Annotated in this window: 18 protein-coding genes and 1 other annotated feature; of the genes, 14 read left to right on the forward strand and 4 right to left on the reverse strand. The window is 51.2% G+C overall.

Annotated elements, in window-relative coordinates:
* Positions 1–107 precede the first annotated feature (107 nt).
* Positions 108–365 (forward strand) — a binding site (T-box leader).
* 87 nt (positions 366–452) lie between these two features.
* Positions 453–1,706, forward strand: a complete 1,254-nt coding sequence (tyrS, locus tag QU597_RS12045; protein ID WP_310832853.1) for a tyrosine--tRNA ligase — start codon at positions 453–455, stop codon at positions 1,704–1,706.
* A 68-nt stretch (positions 1,707–1,774) separates the two neighbouring features.
* Here the strand turns inward: tyrS and rpsD are convergent, their stop codons facing one another.
* Entirely contained in the window at positions 1,775–2,374 is a 600-nt protein-coding gene (gene rpsD, locus QU597_RS12050) for a 30S ribosomal protein S4 (protein WP_206104461.1), read from the reverse strand.
* A gap of 391 nt (positions 2,375–2,765) precedes the next feature.
* On the opposite strand from rpsD, the gene QU597_RS12055 reads away from it, so the two are divergent.
* The 5 genes from QU597_RS12055 (at position 2,766) to QU597_RS12075 (ending at position 7,926) form a co-directional block, all read left to right on the forward strand.
* Complete coding sequence (locus QU597_RS12055) at positions 2,766–4,763, forward strand: sensor domain-containing diguanylate cyclase (RefSeq protein ID WP_310832854.1); 1,998 nt, start codon at positions 2,766–2,768, stop codon at positions 4,761–4,763.
* Positions 4,764–4,969: 206 nt separating this feature from the next.
* A complete protein-coding gene (locus QU597_RS12060) occupies positions 4,970–5,785 on the forward strand; it encodes a hypothetical protein (protein WP_310832855.1) in 816 nt (271 codons plus the stop codon).
* Between the two features lie 94 nt (positions 5,786–5,879).
* The gene (locus tag QU597_RS12065; protein WP_054940213.1) at positions 5,880–6,995 is read left to right on the forward strand and encodes an aminopeptidase; all 1,116 of its coding nucleotides are present in this window, start codon (positions 5,880–5,882) and stop codon (positions 6,993–6,995) included.
* Positions 6,996–7,142: 147 nt separating this feature from the next.
* Positions 7,143–7,388: an HPr family phosphocarrier protein gene (locus QU597_RS12070; RefSeq protein WP_038590490.1), complete on the forward strand. Its 246-nt coding sequence runs from the start codon at positions 7,143–7,145 to the stop codon at positions 7,386–7,388.
* A gap of 235 nt (positions 7,389–7,623) precedes the next feature.
* Positions 7,624–7,926, forward strand: coding sequence for an Fpa/YlaN family protein (locus QU597_RS12075; protein WP_310832856.1), 303 nt, complete (start codon positions 7,624–7,626; stop codon positions 7,924–7,926).
* A 99-nt stretch (positions 7,927–8,025) separates the two neighbouring features.
* Here QU597_RS12075 and cax read toward each other — a convergent pair whose 3' ends face one another.
* A complete protein-coding gene (gene cax, locus QU597_RS12080; RefSeq protein ID WP_310832857.1) occupies positions 8,026–9,096 on the reverse strand; it encodes a calcium/proton exchanger in 1,071 nt (356 codons plus the stop codon).
* A gap of 154 nt (positions 9,097–9,250) precedes the next feature.
* Between cax and QU597_RS12085 the strand changes: the two genes are divergently transcribed.
* On the forward strand, positions 9,251–9,616 hold the full coding sequence (locus tag QU597_RS12085) for an Asp23/Gls24 family envelope stress response protein (RefSeq protein ID WP_019911482.1): 366 nt from the start codon (positions 9,251–9,253) through the stop codon (positions 9,614–9,616).
* Positions 9,617–9,695: 79 nt separating this feature from the next.
* Here the strand turns inward: QU597_RS12085 and ftsW are convergent, their stop codons facing one another.
* Together ftsW and QU597_RS12095 are read right to left on the reverse strand one after the other, a co-directional pair.
* Positions 9,696–10,931: a putative lipid II flippase FtsW gene (gene ftsW, locus QU597_RS12090; protein ID WP_310833291.1), complete on the reverse strand. Its 1,236-nt coding sequence runs from the start codon at positions 10,929–10,931 to the stop codon at positions 9,696–9,698.
* Between the two features lie 5 nt (positions 10,932–10,936).
* A complete protein-coding gene (locus QU597_RS12095) occupies positions 10,937–11,284 on the reverse strand; it encodes a YugN family protein (protein WP_206104468.1) in 348 nt (115 codons plus the stop codon).
* Positions 11,285–11,499: 215 nt separating this feature from the next.
* Here QU597_RS12095 and QU597_RS12100 point away from each other — a divergent pair, with 215 nt between their 5' ends.
* From QU597_RS12100 to QU597_RS12130, 7 genes are all read left to right on the forward strand, one after another.
* Positions 11,500–12,693 (forward strand): M20 family metallopeptidase, encoded by a 1,194-nt coding sequence (locus tag QU597_RS12100; protein WP_310832858.1) that lies wholly within the window; start codon positions 11,500–11,502, stop codon positions 12,691–12,693.
* A gap of 79 nt (positions 12,694–12,772) precedes the next feature.
* Entirely contained in the window at positions 12,773–13,204 is a 432-nt protein-coding gene (locus QU597_RS12105) for a CBS domain-containing protein (RefSeq protein WP_310832859.1), read from the forward strand.
* Positions 13,205–13,325: 121 nt separating this feature from the next.
* A complete protein-coding gene (locus tag QU597_RS12110) occupies positions 13,326–15,023 on the forward strand; it encodes a DNA repair helicase XPB (protein ID WP_310832860.1) in 1,698 nt (565 codons plus the stop codon).
* Complete coding sequence (locus QU597_RS12115) at positions 15,020–16,936, forward strand: helicase-associated domain-containing protein (protein WP_310832861.1); 1,917 nt, start codon at positions 15,020–15,022, stop codon at positions 16,934–16,936. The genes QU597_RS12110 and QU597_RS12115 overlap by 4 nt, the downstream gene beginning before the upstream one ends.
* Before the next feature lie 73 nt (positions 16,937–17,009).
* Positions 17,010–17,447 carry a YlbF/YmcA family competence regulator gene (locus QU597_RS12120; RefSeq protein WP_310832862.1) on the forward strand — a complete coding sequence of 146 codons (438 nt, stop codon included), beginning with the start codon at positions 17,010–17,012 and terminating at the stop codon, positions 17,445–17,447.
* A 41-nt stretch (positions 17,448–17,488) separates the two neighbouring features.
* Complete coding sequence (locus QU597_RS12125; RefSeq protein WP_054940223.1) at positions 17,489–17,752, forward strand: YlbG family protein; 264 nt, start codon at positions 17,489–17,491, stop codon at positions 17,750–17,752.
* Positions 17,753–18,135: 383 nt separating this feature from the next.
* Complete coding sequence (locus QU597_RS12130) at positions 18,136–19,575, forward strand: ethanolamine ammonia-lyase reactivating factor EutA (RefSeq protein WP_369698850.1); 1,440 nt, start codon at positions 18,136–18,138, stop codon at positions 19,573–19,575.
* Positions 19,576–19,578 lie beyond the last annotated feature (3 nt).

A 19,578-nucleotide genomic window follows, 5' to 3' on the forward strand; every position in this document is an offset into this window, starting at 1 on the left:
ATAGCACAATTTGCCGATTTTGAATGCGCTTCTGCCCGGAAACCCGGTTTGCGGGGGTGTTGACTTGTTAAAAGCAACTGTGGTATAAATTTACTCAATTGGATATTCAAAAAGCATTGAAGGACATCAGTAGAAGGCAAGCCAGGTGTTTCAGAGAGCCGGTGGGTGGTGCGAACCGGCAGCAGGCCCCTTTGAATTACAGTCTGGAGCTGTCCGGAGGAACATCAGGCGCTAACGTGCTTGCTCAGTAGTCCGGAACCGGGGCGTGCCCCGTTATCGCAATGAAGTGAAGGATTACGTCCCGCGTCCCGGCGCGGCGGATCTTTAATTAGGGTGGTACCGCGAGTCTTTGACTCGTCCCTTTGTGGGATGAGTGAAAGGCTCTTTTTGTGTTGCTGAACAGGAAACAAAGAATCACTATTCATGGACAGATTGTTTAAGGAGGAGTAATTATGAATTGGAAAGAGTTGACTCTCACACAGCAGCTGGAAGTGGAAAGGCAGCTGGAAGCGGTCTCACGTGGTGCAATGGAAATTGTACCGCAGGAGGAATTGCGAGGCAAGCTGATAAAGTCTGTGGTGACAGGGGTTCCGCTAAACATAAAGCTGGGGCTTGATCCCTCGGCGCCTGATATTCATATCGGGCATACGGTTGTACTTCATAAGCTGCGCCAATTTCAGGAATTTGGACATGTCATTCAGCTGATCATCGGAGATTTCACCGGACGGATCGGCGACCCCACAGGTAAATCTGAGACACGGAAACAGCTTAGTGAGGAAGATGTGCAGCGTAATGCCATGACTTATAAGCAGCAGGTGTACAAGATCCTTGATCCGGAAAAGACACAGATACTATGCAACTCGGATTGGCTGAGTCCGATGACTTTTGCGGAGGTAGTGAATCTATCGGCAAAGGTAACCGTAGCCCGGATGATGGAGCGTGACGACTTCACCAAACGTTTCCAGGGCGGCCAGGCCATCAGCATTCATGAATTTTTCTACCCGCTGATGCAGGGGATGGATTCAGTGGCGAACGGGACGGATGTTGAGATCGGCGGTATGGATCAGAAATTCAATATATTGATGGGACGCACCCTGCAGAAGGAATACGGGGCAGAGCCGCAGGTAATTATGCTGATGCCGCTGCTCGAAGGGTTAGACGGAGTGAAGAAAATGAGTAAAAGTCTCGGAAACTACATCGGTATCGATGAAAAGCCGAGTGAAATGTACGGGAAAGCAATGTCTATTCCGGATGAGCTGATGCTGAGATACTATGAAATGGTTACGGACCTCAGCAATGGGGAGCTGGATACGCTTAAGGAAGCTCTGTCTTCCGGAAAGGCACATCCAAGAGATGTCAAAATGCAGCTGGCCTACACCTTTGTACGCATGTACCATGGTATAGCGGCAGCGGAGGCCGCGCAGCAGCATTTCATCACCGTGTTCCAGCAGCGTGTCCTGCCTGAGGATATTGAAGCTCACACCCTTCCGGCAGAAATGCTGGTGAACGGCACGCTCGCGCTGGTTAAGCTTCTGACCCTCCTGGGCTTTGCAGACTCAAACAGTGAGGCAAGAAGGAGCATCCAGCAGGGCGCAGTGAAGCTGAACGGGATGAAGCTGGAGGACCCGAACGGGGTAATTAAGCCGCAGGACGGGGATATTGTTCAGGTAGGTAAGCGGAAGTTCGCTAAATTGATCTTTTCATAACGAAGCTGAGCACAAAAAAAGCCTCCGGAAAACCGGAGGCTTTGATGGATTCGCGTAAACGCGAAATCTTAACGGTTGTAGAATTCGACGATTTGCTTTTCATCGATATCTTGGGACAGCTCGGCACGTTCTGGCAAACGGATGTATTTGCCTTCGAAAGAGCCATCAGCATATTCCAGATAGCCTGGAAGGTGGGAACGGTTATCCAAAGCTTCTTTGATCGAAGTCATGGAGCGGCTTCTTTCGCGAAGTCCGATAACGTCGCCTACACTTACACGGTAAGAAGCGATGTCGACTTTTTTACCGTTAACGGTTACGTGGCCGTGGGATACCAGCTGACGTGCGCCTGCACGGGAGTTAGCAAAACCAAGACGGTAAACCAGGTTGTCCAAACGGCTTTCGAGCAGGAACATGAAGTTTTCGCCCGCGATACCTTGGAGCTTTTGTGCTTTGGTGAAGAGAGTTTTAAACTGTTTTTCACCCAAGCCGTACATGTGGCGCAGTTTTTGTTTTTCCAAAAGCTGCATTCCGTAGTTACTTACTTTTCTGCGTTGGTTAGCGCCGTGCTGTCCTGGTGGGAAAGGGCGTTTCAGGTCTTTGCCTGTACCGCTAAGGGAAATGCCCAGACGGCGGCTGAGTTTGAATTTAGGTCCGGTGTAACGTGCCATGATATAGTAGACTCCTTTATAATTGAAATTTCATGTTAGGGCCTATTTGTGCCGCAAATCGTATCCGTGAAAGCGTGTATTTGGTTTCACTCTGCCGGGGAAGTTCAGCCGCTGCCCTGGCAGTAACGAAATGCGTGAGGGTGACACAACGTTACGCCCAGTAAGACTTCTTACAGTCTTGTTCAACAATAAATATTATATGAAAACAATATATAATGTCAAGCGCATCTTTAAAGAGATTTTGTCTATCTTTGTCGTTAGTTCTTTGGTCCTAAAAAAAATCCCGGTTTTCAGGAAAATATAATGCATTGCAGGAAAAAAGAGAGTAAAATATAGCTAATTAGATGTTATCGGAAAGAAATTCATTTGAGATGCAAAGGGGATCCTTTTTATGTCGGAACAGGAAGCATATGGTCGTAAAGACAATCGTATGCTGTTGCAGGACACGATGCAATCAAGCGGAGAGTTCAATGATCCCGCCGCATGGCTCAAGGAAACGGATATTGTATCCTATGATTTCCCGTATGCAGCCGAATTGATTGCAGAGAGCTTCAGAGAATGGCGGGGACAGGCTGTCCCCCCGTTCGCAAAGTTGTGGGAATGGTGCGTGCTGAGTTTCGACGGGAAGTGGCTTGAGGCCATTGACGGGTCCGGAGCACGGAGTGAACGCTGGAAAGCGCAGTGGGAAGCAGAGGCGGCATATTCTCTTCGCTCCGGAAAGCTTTATTCGGCAGAAGAACGGACAACTGAACCGGCGATGGTGCTGCTGACGATTCCTGTATTTACCAGAGGTCTCGGAGAAATATTTGCCCTGCTCGGCTGTGCAATGACAGCAGAGCAATATGAACAGGGGGGAGTGCATACGGCGGAAGCGATGGCTATGCATTTCCAGACCTGCTTTTACCACAGATTCGAACATGTTTTTGTGTCTGATCTGGCAGGAGTGCATCAGCATGCGGAACGGGAAAGCAGCCGCCGGTCATTACTGTTTCAGATCGTTCAGCGGATGCATGACAATATCGATGTTAACGCTGTGCTGACTGAAGTCATCGACAGCATCTCAGCGATGTATCCGGGAGCCCGGCTGGATCTTTTCATGTCCCAGGATCACCGCAGCACTCATCCACAAGTCAAGCCGCTTCCGTTTCGTTGGGGCGATGATGACGTCTGCGCCAAAGCCTTCAAGGACGGGCGTGTAGCCCTTCACGCTGGACCTGATAAGAGGTCTGTGGAAATCGGACTGCCGCTTGGAGGTAAGCAGGGCGTATACGGCGTTTTTCATATGGTGCTGGACAGGCCGGCATTTCCCGATGTGGATCTCCGCTTTCTTTCAATGGTAGCAGATACTGCGGGGACTGCTTTTGAGAACGCCAAGCTGTATGAGCGCTCTAATCAGCTAATCCGTGAGCTGAGGATGAGTAATGAGCTGACCCAGCGTCTGAACCAGAGCTTGCGTCTCGGAGATATTTTTCAATATGCCTTTGAAGAGCTGCTGGAGATGTTCGACGCGGATTACTGCTGTATCCTGCATCTTAATGAAGAAAAGGGCGGCCTCGAAGCGATTGCCTGCAATTACCAGCCGCTTCGCGGTGAGATTATTGATGCGGGCAATGGACTCGGGGGGAAGGTTTATACCACGGGTGAGCCCATTATAGTGTCTAACTATAGAGATGCCGAAGATACCTCATCCAAGCTTATGCAGGCAACACACTCACAGTCACTTATTGCTACTCCGCTGAGTGTCGGCGGGGAAGTGCGCGGAGCGATCATGCTGGCCCACCGTGAACCACAGTTCTTCTCCTATGACAGCTTCAGGCTGCTGCAGGCGATGGCCGGTCATATCGGACTAGCCGTAGGCAATGCGCGTTTGCATGCAGAGGTTCGTTACCTGGCGAACCGGGACAGCCTGACCGGGCTATATGCCCGCCATTATCTGGACGAGGAGATCAAGGAAAGGCAGTCCAAGGACTTCTGCGGATCCTTGATTGTCGTCGATATCGATCAGTTCAAAATGGTCAACGACACCTACGGGCATCAGAAAGGCGATAAGATTCTGAAGCAGGTTAGTGAAATTGTGAAATCCTCGATCCGCCAGGGTGATATCGCTGCAAGATGGGGCGGGGAAGAACTGGCAGTCTATCTGCCTCAGCTGGGAGTTCAGCAGGCTGTGTTTGTGGCCGAGCGGATCCGCAAGCGGGTGATGGGTGAAACGGAGCCCCGTGTTACCGTATCCTGCGGAATAGCGGAATGGAGCTGGACTGATGATAGAGTGAGCGTAGAATCCCTGTTCTACCGGGCCGACATGGCACTATATGATGCTAAGAACAACGGCCGCAATCAGGTAGTGATCGACTGTAAAGACGCAGATGTGAGTGTGAAGAATCCTTAAGGCGTAAGCCGCAAGGGTTCTTTTTTTTGCCCGGGGAAGAAAGTAAGTATAAGCAAAATGTGAAGGGAGAACCTATAAAAGATCGTTCAGGCGAGAAGTGCAGTCTTATTCCGCCTGAACCTTCCACAGCAAATTACTCGACCGGGAAAGGCTTGAATGCCATGAATATACCTAACTATCGGTGTAAGAGAAAGGCTTCATTCATAATGATATTACTGCTTCTCAGCGGCTGCGGGACCTTAAACGGCAAACCTGCTGCGCAGGAACTGAATCTGGTTCTCGCCGGTATGGACGGCAGCGACGCGGTATCTTTTGAAGGAGCGGCGGCGCTGCTGATCGGCGGACAGCCCGTTTCCGAATCGGCGCTTTATTATGGAGGCAAGATTGAGGACCATAACAAGGTCAGTCTGTATTCACTGCTGCCTGATGAGCCGGGAGAGACGAAGGCGGCAGCACAAGAAGGCCTGAATAAGCTTGAGCAGAGCCGTTCGGCAGCTCCTGCATACTACACTCGGCTTGAGAAGAAAGACGGGGAGTGGCTAATGCAGTCTTCATCCCCGGAATCCGGGGCAGGAAATCCGCTTACTGCGCTGAACCCTCTGCGGCAGCTGGAAGAGCTGGAACAGCTCGAGAAGCAGGTGACAGAGGAAACGGGCTCGGCCAGGGGGAGCAAGGTGCTGCGGATTAAGCTGAGTCCCGGTGAAGCGAAGCGGCAGCTTAAGGCACAGCTTGAACGGGAGATGCAGGCTATCCGCCCGGCTGCAGGCAACACTCAGGACCCAGCAGGGCAACGGACTGAAGTCACTACTGCGATGAATACCTTATGGGCACAGAAGGAGAACGAGCTGCAGCAGAAGCTGGCTGAAGCTGAGATCACGTCTGTGTATTTCTTGAAGGTAGATACAAAGCGCAATCTGCCCAAGCGGTTAACTTGGACCCGTACGGTAAGTTATCCCGCTTCCGGGGACCCTGCGGAGGTCGAAACCTATGTGACCAAGGTGGATTTTTACGGGTATCACTGAGAAGCTGCTGCAGGGGAAAACCTTGCGCTAAGTAGTGGGCGTGCTACAATAGAACAGTATGTTTATTTTCTGTAAGAGGAAGGAAGAGAGAAAGATGAAAGATCCAAGAATTCAAAAGCTTGCGGCAAACCTTGTAGGTTATTCCGTAAACGTGCAGCCCGGTGAGAACGTGCTCGTCGAAATGATCGGCAGCGAAAGAGATTTGATTAAAGCTGTGGTGGAGGAAGTCGGCAAAGCCGGAGGTCATCCCTTTGTGCAGCTGACAGACCGTACTGTCCTGCGCAGCATGCTTCAATATGCTACCCCAGAAGGCCTCAAGGCTTGGGCGGACATTGACCTGAACCGGATGAAGCAGATGGATTGCTATATCGGAATCCGTGCCGGTGAGAATGTTAACGACCTGGCAGACGTGCCGGAAGAAAACATGAAGCTGTACAACGCCCTTTATTCGCATCCGGTACATAGTGAGCAACGCGTAAAGCATACTAAATGGGTTGTACTGCGTTACCCGAATGCAAGTATGGCTCAACTGGCTAATACTACTACAGAAGCTTTTGAGGACTTTTATTTCGAGGTCTGCAACCTGGATTACGCTAAAATGGATAAAGCACAGGACGCACTGGCGGATCTTATGCGTAAGACTGATAAGGTGCGTATCGCAGGACCTGGTACAGAGCTTACCTTCTCCATCAAAGGGATCGGCGCAGAGAAATGCTCCGGCCAGAAAAATATTCCGGACGGCGAAGTATACAGCGCCCCTGTCCGCGATTCCGTAAACGGTACTATCAGCTATAATGCGGCAACCCTATACAACGGGATCACGTTTGAGAATGTGAAATTCCGATTCGAGAACGGTAAAATTGTTGAAGCGACCAGCAATGATACTGTACGCCTCAACGAAATTCTCGATTCCGATGACGGTGCGCGCCATATTGGTGAATTTGCCATTGGCTTTAACCCTTACATCCTGCATCCGATGAAGGATATTTTGTTCGATGAGAAAATTGCCGGAAGCCTGCACTTTACACCGGGCCAGGCTTATGATGTAACTGATAACGGCAACCGTTCTTCCATCCATTGGGATCTTGTGCTGATTCAGCGTCCGGAATACGGCGGGGGCGAGATCTATTTTGATGATGTGCTGATTCGCAAGGACGGCATTTTTGTCATTCCTGAACTTACAGGTCTGAACCCTGAAAACCTGAAATAAAATGTAATAACAAGCAGAGTGTTCTTATGTTCTTAGTGTATTTACAGAAAACACCTTGCGCGAGTAAGCGGATTCAATGTATCATGGAATTGGTTACAAATGAACAAGCGTACTAAGTTTTTCTAATCAAGTTGCGGAGGGATTCCTATGTCCAGTAACAATGCGGCAATCGTGGATATTGCCCAAACGGCAAGCCAGTTCAACTCATCTATCGTTCTTCAGGCGGACAACAAGTACATTGACGTTAAGAGTATCCTTGGATTGTTTACTACTCTGGTTTCCAGTCAAAGTTACGAACTTCATGTTCATGGTACTGATGCCGAAGAGGCTAAGAAGGCAATGAGCGAAGTTTTTGCCAAACATGGTCTGAACTTTACAGTAGTTGCTGAGTAATCTATTCAAATCTGAGACGTCCTGCCCTAAACGGCAGGGCGTTTTTAGTACATATCAGAAACTATAGATTCAGAGTTCCCTCAAACGTTCTGAATAAGCTTCAATGGAAAGGCCCTGCTTTGTGGGGTTATTTTGTATACTTGAAACTGAATTCTTGTATTGGGTCCCAATTTCGACTAATATTAAACTAAATAGCAGTAGCAGCTGTAACTTTTGGACATGGGGGGGAAAATGCATGACTTCATCGGATTTGCAGGACCAGCTTAACCTTAAAGCCATCACTCTTCTACAAGAAGATGCCGATAAAATTCAGAAGCTCATCGAAGTGCAGATGGAGAATCTGGCAACTCGTTACTGCCCTCTCTATGAGGAAGTGCTGGATACCCAGATGTACGGCTTTTCAAGAGAGGTTGATTTTGCGGTCAGAGCGGGTCTGGTTCCTGAATTTACCGGCAAGCAGGTATTGAGTGAACTGGAACGCAATTTGGCTGTGCTGTATGAGGCTCTGAACCAAAAAGCGAAAGAACGCGAGAATTAGGCTGAGCTTCCGGGCTAATCATAAAAACGCACATGAGGACCTGCCGGCCGCTCATGTGCGTTTTTTGTTGTACCGCTAAAGATGAAAGAGAGCCCGTACTTAAACCAGATAGAAGGACACACCGAGGATGAGGTACACTGCCAGCAGGAGCAGTCCTTCATACCAGTTGGTTGCACCGTCCTGAATGATTGATTTGGCAATAAACACGGATACGGCGATGGCCACAATTTCAATGGTGGTAAAGACGATATCCATCGTATTCCCCATAAAGTAGCTGGCGAAGATGAGCACTGGGGCTACGAATAAGGCGATCTGCAAGCTGCTGCCAACAGCGATTTCCACTGCGGCACCGATCTTGTTCTTCATCGCCAGCATGATTGCAGCACTGTGTTCAGCCGCATTACCGATAATGGCTACGAGGAATGCACCGACGAACAGCTCGCTGAAGCCAAAGCGTTCAGTTAACGTCTCCAGAGTACCGACCAGCCATTCGCTGACAAAAGCGACCATTACAGTTGCTAATACCAGATAGATGATTGACTGTCTCATCGACCAGGCCGGCTTGTGCTCATTAGGCAGCTCTTCCTCAGAGTCCACAGTGACATCAGCCAGGTATTTCTTGTGTGTGATCATTGAGAAGACCAGCCAGGCCATATAAGCCGCAATGAGCAGACCTGCGACGACAAGACTGAGCACATCGGTGTCTCTCTCAGTGATCGAGTGGGTGTTGAAGAACATAGCAGGAACAAACAGGGCAATGACTGCCACGATCATCAGTGAGCCGTTCAATCCGGCCAGGGTAACATTGAAATTCTGTACCTTAAACTTCATCCCGCCGGCAAAAATGCTGAGACCAAGCACTAACAGCAGGTTGCCGATGATAGAACCGGTAAGACTGGCTTTTACCATGTCGAAGAGTCCTTCCTTGACCAGGAAGAAGGCGATGATCAGTTCGGCAGCATTACCGAAGGTGGCATTAAGAAAGCCGCCCAGCCGCTGGCCTGCATAGTGGGCTACACTCTCTGTGGCTCTGCCGAGAAAGCCGGCCACAAATACGACTGCAATTGCGGATAATACGAACTGCAGAGTGTGGTCCCAGTCTGCATAGTGTCCGATGGCGCTTAAGATAAATGTGATTATCAACAGCGCTGGAGAAATCCATTTTTTCAAGTAAGACACACCCCAGTTTCTATATGTAGGTTGAATTCATAATTCAATATACCCAAATTGATCCACTGTGTAAACGGGTGTGATAGAAAGTCATTTGCTTTTTAGCCTGTTTTCGAATTACAATAATTGATAATGAGTGTAGGGGGGATATGGCATGGCGGAACAACTTCAACTTGAAATGGGAAACATACGGATATCCAATGACGTCGTCTCGAAGATTGCCGGATTGGCTGCGCTGGAGACTCCGGGAATTGCAGCCATGTCAGGCGGATTGTCCGAGGGATGGGCGAAACGCCTCAGCGGTAAAAACGTGCAAAAGGGCGTTACTGTTGAAGTAGGACAGCTTGAAGCCGCAGTGGATTTACGCATTATCGTACTTTATGAAACTCCGATCCATGAAGTCTGCCGGATGCTTCAGCAGAACGTCCGCGAGGCTGTGGAGAGCATGACCGGACTTCATATTGTTGAAGTCAACGTTAAGGTGGAAGGTGTAGCTTTTAAGAATGATGAGATTTCGTAAGATAGAACACAAAAAGGCAGTCCGGAGGTTATTCCGGACTGCCTTTTTGTGTTGCTTAGCTAATGTTGTATATGTAGGCTTAGCGTGCCCGTACTTGTCTGACTGTGGTCACTGATTTTGTTACTTCTTCTTTGGCCGGCCGGTTAGTCTCGCGGGAAATGCTCAGCATGATACCCATACAGAACATGGTGACCACGAGTGAAGAACCGCCGTAACTGATAAATGGCAGCGTGACCCCTGTGAGCGGAATGGTTTTGGTAACACCGCCGATATTAACGAAAGCCTGGATCGCTATCAGGCCCATGACCCCAATTCCGACTAGGGTACCGAAAGGATCGGTACACCTTAGGGCAATCAGAATGCCCCTCCAGATGAAATACAGATACACCAGCAGGAAAATCGTTGTTCCGATAAACCCAAGCTCTTCACCAATCACGGCAAAGATAAAGTCTGTATAGGGATAGGGCAGATAGTGCAGCTTCTGGATGCTCTGTCCGAAGCCGGCGCCGCTCGTTCCGCCTTCACCGAGTGCCGTGAGCGACTGAATGATGTTATAGCCTCCGTCTTCGGCATCCTGAAACGGATCCAGAAAAGCCTCGATACGGTCCATTTTATAACTCTGGTCAGCTGCGACTGTCTGGGTCTGCGGTGACAATGAATCAATTGCAGTCTTAGCGCCCATGACGATCCCGACACCAAGCACGAGCAGCGCAATGGAAGCGAGAATATGCTTCATGCTGGCCCCTCCGGCATAAATGACCAGACCGCTTGTCGCTACAAGGATTAAGCAGGAGCCCAAATCCGGCTGCATCATTATTAATCCTGCAACGATTCCTACGATAACCATTACCGGAATGTAGCCGGTGCGCAAGTCTCTTAACCGCTCGCCTTTTTTGGTAATCAGTGCCGCAAGATACAGGATAATGGAGATCTTGGCCAGCTCGGTAGGCTGAATACCAAAGCCTCCGATATTAAACCAGCTCTTGGCGCCGTTCGTACGCTCTGCGAAGGCAACTAGAAACAGCAGCAGAAGCGTTAGCAGAAATATCGGAGCATACCATTTCTTGAATTTGCTGTAATGGACATTCATTACGAAGAACATCACAACAGTGCCCACGACAACCCATTGCATCTGGTTCTTAAAAAAGTATAATGGATCATTGCCGAATTTTTCGCTTGCCAGAGTCAGGTTGGAGCTGGCACTGAACACCATGACGAGTCCGAAGCCGACAAGCAGCAGGGTGAGAATAAGTAACTGGAAATCGGGCGTTCCTCTTTTGGGCAGGCTGACTTTTTTACTCGTCTTTCCCTTCATTGTACTCAAGCTTCAAGCAGCTCTTTCAGCTCAAGAATCCGCTGTGCGGCAGTATCCAGTATAGGCTGTGGAACCGGAGAGTCGTACTCCAGGCCGTGGGGAAAGGTAGCCTTGCCCAAGTAAACGGCTTCAATGGCCAGTATGCTATCGGGTTTTTCCAGCTTGCCTTCGACAGCACGTGTATTAACCCTCAGGAAGTATTCCCCGCCATTCTGATGGTCTTCTATCTTACAGTCGTAAGTGGCGCGGTAATATTCCCATTGCCAGCGGATAAATCCGGCTTTGGCCGCGCTCTCGTCAAGATAAAGTAGGTCGCTTTTTAATCCAACGAGGCCAGTGTTCTCAAATATCATAGCGAACATATCCCCCTTATGAAGTATAATGATTATTTTGTAACCGTAATTATTAATGTTCTACCTCATGATAGTATGTTTCCGGGGGATGCGCAAGGTAGGCGGGGCCTATCGATACACAGTTTTTTGCGTTTCTGCTACAATATAAGAAATATAGTTCTTTGCGGCAGGAGACCTGCGCAAACGCTGCGTTTGCAGGTCTGCCGGAGCGGGCTATGGAAGAAGGGAATGGAAGCGATATGGAGAACACGGCATTGGAACAGCTGCTTCCGGATATGGTGGCGTGGCGCCGCCATCTGCACATGCATCCGGAGCTGTCTTATCAGGAGAAAGAGACATCAGCTTATGTAGCCGCCCGATTGGCTGAATTCGGCATTGAAGTCAAACGGAGCAGTGCCGGCTTCGGTCTGACCGGGATTCTTAAGGGGGACAAGCCGGGAAAGACGGTAGTCCTGCGCGCAGATATGGATGCGCTGAATATCACTGAAGAGAACGGAAGCGAATATGCTTCGCAGAATAGTGGTGTTATGCATGCCTGCGGGCATGACGGACATACAGCAATGCTGCTTGCAGCAGCTTCCTATTACAGCACCCGGCGTGATAGCCTCAAAGGGGAGCTTCGCTTCCTGTTTCAGCCTGCTGAAGAAATCTGCCCCGGCGGAGCAAAGGACATGATTGCCGAAGGGGTGCTTGAGGGAGCAGATGCCGTCTATGGCCTGCACCTGTGGACACCGCTGCCGCTCGGCACGATCGGCAGTGCACCGGGACCGCTGATGGCTTCAGCGGATGAGTTTTTTATTGATATCACCGGTAAAGGCGGACATGGCGGCATCCCTCACCGCACGGTAGACAGTATAGTTGCCGCAGCAGCGCTTGTAACCCAGCTGCAGACGATCGTCAGCCGCAATGTTGATCCGTTGCAGCCTGCCGTTCTGAGTGTGGGGACGATCCAGGGCGGATCTGCACAGAATATTATTGCCGAACGATGCCGGATTACAGGAACGGTCCGGGCTTTTGATGAGGAAACCCGTTATTTGATCCGCCGCAGAATCGAAGAAATGGCTGTTTCTGTAGCAGCGGTATACGGGGCGGAAGCGAACGTGGATTATTTGATGGGGTATCCGCCGCTCGTCAATGACGAAGCGGAGTTCAACAGGTTTTTCCGTGTTGCTCCGGAAGCCCTTGGAGACTCCGTAAATGTGATCCGGATGGAGAAGATTATGCCGGCTGAAGATTTTGCCTATTATGTTAAGGAGATTCCTGGCTGCTTTATTTTTGTGGGTGCCGGCAATCCGGACAAAAATGCGGTATATCCGCATCATCACAGCAAATTTGATTTCGATGAGGATGCAATGCTGCATGGTGCGAAGCTGCTGGTAGCGCTGGCTGAATCCTGTCTTAATGAATAGTCGTATTCTTGACGAATAAAAAGCATAGTTCGGGGAGAACCTACTTCCGTAGATTACTGAGCAGACAGGAGGTTCTTTTTTGAAAACAGTCCAGGAAGTAATGACAACACAGCCTGCAGCCGTGACGCTGCAAGACAACATTTATGAGGTTGCCGTCAAAATGAGAGATTTTGATACGGGATTCATTCCTGTAGTTGATTCAGAAACGAGTAGAAAGCTCATTGGTGTGATAACGGACCGTGACTTGGTTCTTAGAGGATATGCGGACAAGCACTCAGGTTCTACCTCCGTTGAGACGGTCATGAGCAAACCGGTGACCTCGATTGCAGAGAACGCATCTGTAGATGAAGCGGCTGAAATTATGGCCTCAGGACAGATCCGCCGCCTGCCGGTAACACGTAATAACGAACTGATTGGTATCGTATCGCTGGGCGATCTGGCCGTGAAGCGTATCTTCGCAGATGAAGCGGGAGAAGCGCTGAGCGAAATTTCGCAACGTCAGCTGCATTGAATAAGAAAACAGGGAAGCTCATGTCCGCATTCGTGCGGAGGTGGGCTTTTTCCTGCTTCATCTTGACAAGACATCATACAGATCTGACAGCATGTAATGTTAAAAGACAGGAGGGGACCCTATGACTGGGACAGGGTCATGCATTATCCGCAAAGATAAGACGATCCTGCTGGAATGCGGCCATCCGGGATTTGAAGCGGCGAGAACGGCGCTGGCTGATTACGCTGAGCTTGTGAAAAGTCTTCCGACCTACCACACCTACCGGATCACACCTCTGTCTTTATGGAACGCAGCATCCGGCGGAAGGACAGCGGAAGAGATTATTGCCAGCCTGCAGGGATTGTCCCGATGGGGAACACCGGCCGGGCTGGAGGAAGAAATCCGCAGGCTCATATCCCGATATGGCAGGCTGGAACTGCATGCCCATATGACTGACAGCCGGATCATGATCCTTCGCTCTGATCTGCCTGCTCTGCTAGATGAGCTGGGGGAATTTCTGGTGCTTAGCGGGCTCCAGTTGAACAGATCAGGGCTAATGGAATGTGAATGTCCTGCGGTGAATCGGGGACTGCTGAAGCAGGAGCTGACCAGACTCGGATATCCTGTGATCGACATGGCGGGCTACCGGGAAGGCCAGAGACTGAACCTTGCCTGGAAAGAAAAAGAATACCACGAAGGTGATTCTAAAGAAGAGATCTTCGGGCTTCGGGATTACCAGCGGGAAGCGGTCCGCTTATTTCATGGCAGTGGCGGCAGCGGTGTTGTTGTCCTGCCCTGCGGGGCAGGCAAGACAGTGGTCGGACTTGCCGTGCTGGAGAGGCTGCAATGCGAAACGCTGATTCTCACTTCGAGTACAACATCAGTGGAGCAATGGCGGGAAGAACTGCTGCAGCGGACGAATCTGGAGGAAGAGGAAATCGGAGAATATACCGGTGAACGCAGAGAAGTACGGCCTGTCACACTGGCTACCTATCAGATGCTGACACACCGGCGCTCTAAGGGCGATCCGTTTGTTCATATGAACCTGTTCAAGGAGCGTAACTGGGGGCTGATCATCTATGATGAGGTGCATTTGCTCCCGGCTCCGGTGTTCCGGGCTACCGCTGACATCCAGGCGACACGCCGCCTGGGGCTGACCGCGACTCTCGTCAGGGAAGACGGGCGTGAGGGAGATGTCTTCTCCTTGATTGGCCCGCGATGCTACGATCTGCCGTGGAAGTCGCTGGAGCAGCAGGGCTGGATTGCGGCTGTGGAATGTGTAGAGGTCATTGTGCCGATGGAGTCTGCCCTAAGGAGCCGTTATATCTATGCCGGAGGGAAAGAACAGTTCAGGCTTGCTGCAGGAAATCCGGCTAAGGCTGAGGTGGCGGAGCAGATTATTGCAGCGCATTCCGGAGCAGCAGTGCTCGTTATCGGCCAATACCTGGATCAGTTAGAGGCTTTAGCAGACTTCCTGGAAGCCCCTTTGATAACCGGTAAAACGCCGCAGCGGGAGCGTAATGAGCTGTATGCGGCATTTAATGAGGGGAGCCTCAAGGTTCTGGTGGTGTCTAAGGTTGCTAATTTTGCCGTGAATCTGCCGGATGCCTCAGTAGCTATAGAGGTTTCGGGCGCTTACGGCTCGCGGCAGGAAGAGGCTCAGCGGCTGGGACGAATCCTGCGCCCTAAACCGGATGAGAACAAAGCGTATTTCTACACACTTGTAACCGGGGATAGCCGGGAACAGGAATTTGCTATGCGGCGCAGGCTGTTTCTGACCGAGCAGGGCTATGAATATGCCGTTAGAGCAGGAGACCCGCAGAAGGAGGCGATACTATGATGACGCTGAGTCCGCCGGCACAGGAAGTCCTGAGGCGGATCTGCGCCGCCCATGCCGCACGGCCTTTTGCAGTGGAGAAGCTGGAGCGGCTGCGACCCGAGGCGCTGTGCCGCGCCGAACTGCAGCTGGCCATGCTGGAGCTGCGCCAGGCTGGGCTGGTTGAGCTGCGGCAGAAAATCTGGGGGGAACAGTTGTATCAAATCCCCCCACAAGAGCTGGCAGCGATTCAATGGAGCTGCTTCCCTCATACGCCCAAGCCGTTATCTGCAGAAACCGTAACGGTGGAGTGCCCGGCGGAGGCAGGCCTGGCCGGACAGCTGTTCCAGGCGCTGGTCTTTACAGCGCAGCAAGGGCTTCCTCTGACAGCTAAGGGGAGCATCCACAAAAAGCAGTCGAGCCGTCTGTCTGCCCTGCTGCCGGTTCAGGATAAGCATCTGCGGGGGCTGTTTCCTCCGGCTGCCGATTGTGAGACGTGCCCGCTCGCGGTTACAGTAATAGTAGACCTGATGCTGGTTCTGGGCCTGGTGGAACGCCACGAATCAGCTTATTTTCCGGACATGGAGAAGCTTGAGAGCTGGCTATGCCTCTCCGAGCCGCAAATGACAAGTATTCTATATAACATGATACTAAACCGTTATGGAATAGACGGGCCTGCACAGCAGCATTTCAGATATCTCATCTCATCCCCCGACTTCGCTAAGAGTAATTGGTATCCCTTGGGCGATGTTCTGGAGTGGATGTCCCAGGTTCAGCTTACGGCTGAACAGCCTTTAGAAACTCTCCAATCGGCCTGTCTGGCTTGGCTAGGCAGTCTGGCCGGATTTGGCTGGTGTGAGCTGGGGTATACAGAAGGTGGGGCATGGTGCTTCCGCTGGACGGAGCATAAACCGCTGCTGGTTACCGGTAAAATGTTGGATTCTGACCCTGAAAATCTGTCCGCCATCTTCGGGGGAAGTGAAGGGCAACCTATAAGCGGCGATGAAGGCCAGTTTATTGTCCAGCCGGATTTCGAGGTGCTGGTTCCTCCTGACGTGGATTACCTTCTCCGCTGGGGGCTCGCTGGCTGTTCGGAGCTGCTGTGCGCGGATGAATTATGGAGCTTCAGGCTAAGCCGGATGAAGCTGGAGGAGGCTGCTGAACAGGGGCAGCCGCCAGAATCGGTCATCAGCTGGCTGTCTTCCCATGCCAGAGGAGGATTGCCGGCCCAGGTAGAGCTGACCTTGAGGCAATGGGCCAGAAGCATCGGGCGGACGGCCTGGTCCGAGGTGATTCTGCTGGCTTGCCGGAGCGAAGCGGACGCTGCTGACATCGCCGCCCATCCCCGGCTGCAGGGCAGCCTATCGAGGGTGGGACCGCTTCATTTCATCGTACGGCATGACAGCACTGAGCAGGTCCGCAAAGAACTGTCGGCCGCGGGACTGGCCCCGCCGCGAATCATCGGCGGCCGTGAAGGGGAGATCCCGCCGCAACAGACGGATTACTTTCTGGACAATAAAGTTCCGAAGGCTGGCATATATGCGCTTCCTTTACAGGAGGTGCAAACGGGATTACTGGGTGGAGGGGCAGTTCTACAACCGCTGCCGCTTCCATCATCAGATCCGGAGAAGCTTATACTGCCCGGTGAAGACACTGTTCCGCAAATGTGGCTCCGGGAATGGCGGGAGTATCATATTACTACGGCTCAAAAGGTTATGGAGCAGGCTCTGGCATGGGGAATCAAGGTCCGTTTGTCCCTGGAGGGCCAAATCTGCGATTTTATTCCCGAGCAGCTCCGGGGTAATCCCTGGAGGGTGGCCGGAGGCCTGCTGCCTGCCGGCACAGAAGAGCGTGAAGAAGCGGAGCTGGCCGCCGGGGACTGGAAAGAGATGAAGCTGCTGATTCCGCAGAAGCGGAGAAATTCCTCTTCTGCTTAAGCAACGGGTTATGGTATGATAAGGTAGTCTACGGTTTACTGTAGAACATTAACACAGAAAAGAGTTGAAGTTCATGAGCGTAGCGGAATTAAATACGGTCGATATGGCCGAAGTGCTGACATACGCCTATGAATTAGGCGATATGATTAACCAATCCGCCGAAGTGTCGGATTACTTATACTGGAAAGGGCGGGTTGACACCAATCCCGAAATCCAGGCCATAGTCAAGCGGCTTCAGAACAAGAAGGAGCTGTTTGAAGAGACACAGCGGTTTGGACATTTTCATCCGAACTATCATTCGGCTAAGGATGAAGTGACGGCTGTAGAGAAGGAGCTTGAGCAGTTCGAGGAGGTTGTCCGCTTCAAGCAGGCGGAGGCGACGCTGGATGATATTTTACATTCCATGTCTGAAGCAATCGCGTTCTCGGTATCGGACAGCATCAAGGTTCCAAGCAATGACCCGTCGCCGAAGGGCGGATGCGGCAGCGGAGGCAAATGCTCTTGCGGATAAGCTGCCTCTAAGAGGGAGAGAAGGAAAGGGCGGTTGAGCTTATGTTTGCGGAACGGACAGGATATATCGTTTGGGTTAGTGATGTCAAAGCGGCACGCAACCTGGAGAAATACGGGACACTGCATTATGTATCCCGGAAAATGCATTACGCCGTAATGTATGTGAATGCGGAACGCGCCGAGGAAGTCATGAAGACCGTCCGCAGACTATCATATGTGCGTAAGATTGAAAGATCATACCGAAATGAATTGAAGACGGAATACACCAGCAACGGGCCGGACAAGACCCGTTACTATGGACTGTAGGATGTGCTGATAGATCATTCAGAAGCAGGCACCGCTGGTGCCTGTTTTTTTTGTGTCCTGTGTGAATAACAATGTTAGGTTTGGAGTGGCGGAATCTGTATTAAGGTATACATTATATTGAAATTGTAAGTTACGAGTTATTATAAATGACACAACTTCCGAATAATATAAATAAAAGTGAATTTCATGTGATTTAAATTGACAATTATATAACCCTGTCATACTATGATCGAAGACAGCAGACAATCCAATATGATTTAAGCACAGACGCTTCTAAGGCATGCATAGAGAAAGTAATGCAGGGCTCAAGGCGTCTTTTTTGCTACTTATGAACTGAACATCCCAGAAGGGGGGCGGAAAGCACGGATACGGTCCGCTCGGTTATAAGCGTAGGGATTGATGTCGGAACCAGCACGACGAAATGCATTTTCAGCAGGCTGGAAATTGAGCGATGCTACGGAGCCTCAATGCTTCCCGGGTTTAAGATTACCGGGCGGAAGCTGTTGTATGAAAGCCCTATGTACAGTACGCCACTCATCAGTGACCGGGAAATCGATCATCCTGCACTCCACGCCATCCTGGCTGGGGAGTATGAGAGAGCCGGATTACAGCCGGAAGATGTGGACACCGGGGCAGTAATTATTACAGGTGAAACGGCTGTGAAGCACAATGCGGATCAGATTGTGCACCATCTGGCCCGATTTGCCGGTAAATTTGTCGTGGCTCAGGCTGGGGGCGATTTGGAGGCCGTACTGGCAGGTAAAGGATCGGGTGCGGAGGCACGTTCACTGGAAATTGCAGGCCAGGTCGTAAACGTCGATATCGGAGGCGGAACAGCGAACTGCGCATTTTTTGCCGGCGGGAGCTGCACGCGTACTATCAATTTCCATATTGGCGGCCGTTTGATCAGACTGGGCGCACAGGGAAAGGTTCTTGAACTGTTCCCGGTCATTGAGGAGTGGCTGAGAAGGGAGGGCTACGGGCTGGCGGAAGGGGAACTTGCCGACTTGGAACAGCTTAGGGAGATAACCGGCAAATGGAGTGTAACGCTGCTGGACACCATTTTGAATTCGCGTGATCCCAGGGCCTGCCCTCTTGTCTACGGCCAGCCTGAAGAAGTAACGGGCACAGCAGAGCCTGTGTCTGAGCTGTGGGTCTCTGGGGGCGTGGGTCTGCTGCTGGAGCAGCCAGGTACACGCAGCCTTGCGGAAGCCGCCCGATTTGGCGATATTGGCCCGCTGCTGGCTGAATCCCTGGTCCAGGCCGCGGCGAACTATTCCATTAAGCTGCGGACCACACCGGAGGCGCAGCGGGCGACCGTAATCGGCGCTGGAATCCATACAACTTCACTTAGCGGCTCGACTGTATTTGTGGACAGCGGACTGTTACCGCTGCGGAATATTCCGGTGGTAAAGTTAAGCCGGCCGGATGATGCGGAGGGAGACCTGGCCAGGCTGGCTTCGGCAGTGGAGAATGCATATGCGGAAGGGAGACGGAGATTTGGTACAGGTGATCCCGCAGATCTGCTTTTTGCTGTATCTCTTCCGGCTTTCATACCCGGAACCTATCCGGTAATCCGCCGGATTGCTTCTGCCGCGGCAGAGGCTTCTCTCCGGAATGGGATGAAGGTTATCATTCTAATCTGTGAGAACGATATTGCCAAGGCTGTCGGAAATGTGATCCATCTGCTTACCCGGGGAGAACAGCGCTGCATTTGTCTTGATCAGGTTGCTGTCAGACACGGTGACTATATTGACATCGGCTTTCCTCTGGACGGGGACTGTATTCCGGTGGCGGTAAAAACTCTCGTTTTCCAGCCGTGAATA

It is taken from the genome of Paenibacillus pedocola, assembly GCF_031599675.1.
Classification (GTDB): Bacteria; Bacillota; Bacilli; order Paenibacillales; family Paenibacillaceae; genus Paenibacillus_AQ; species Paenibacillus_AQ pedocola.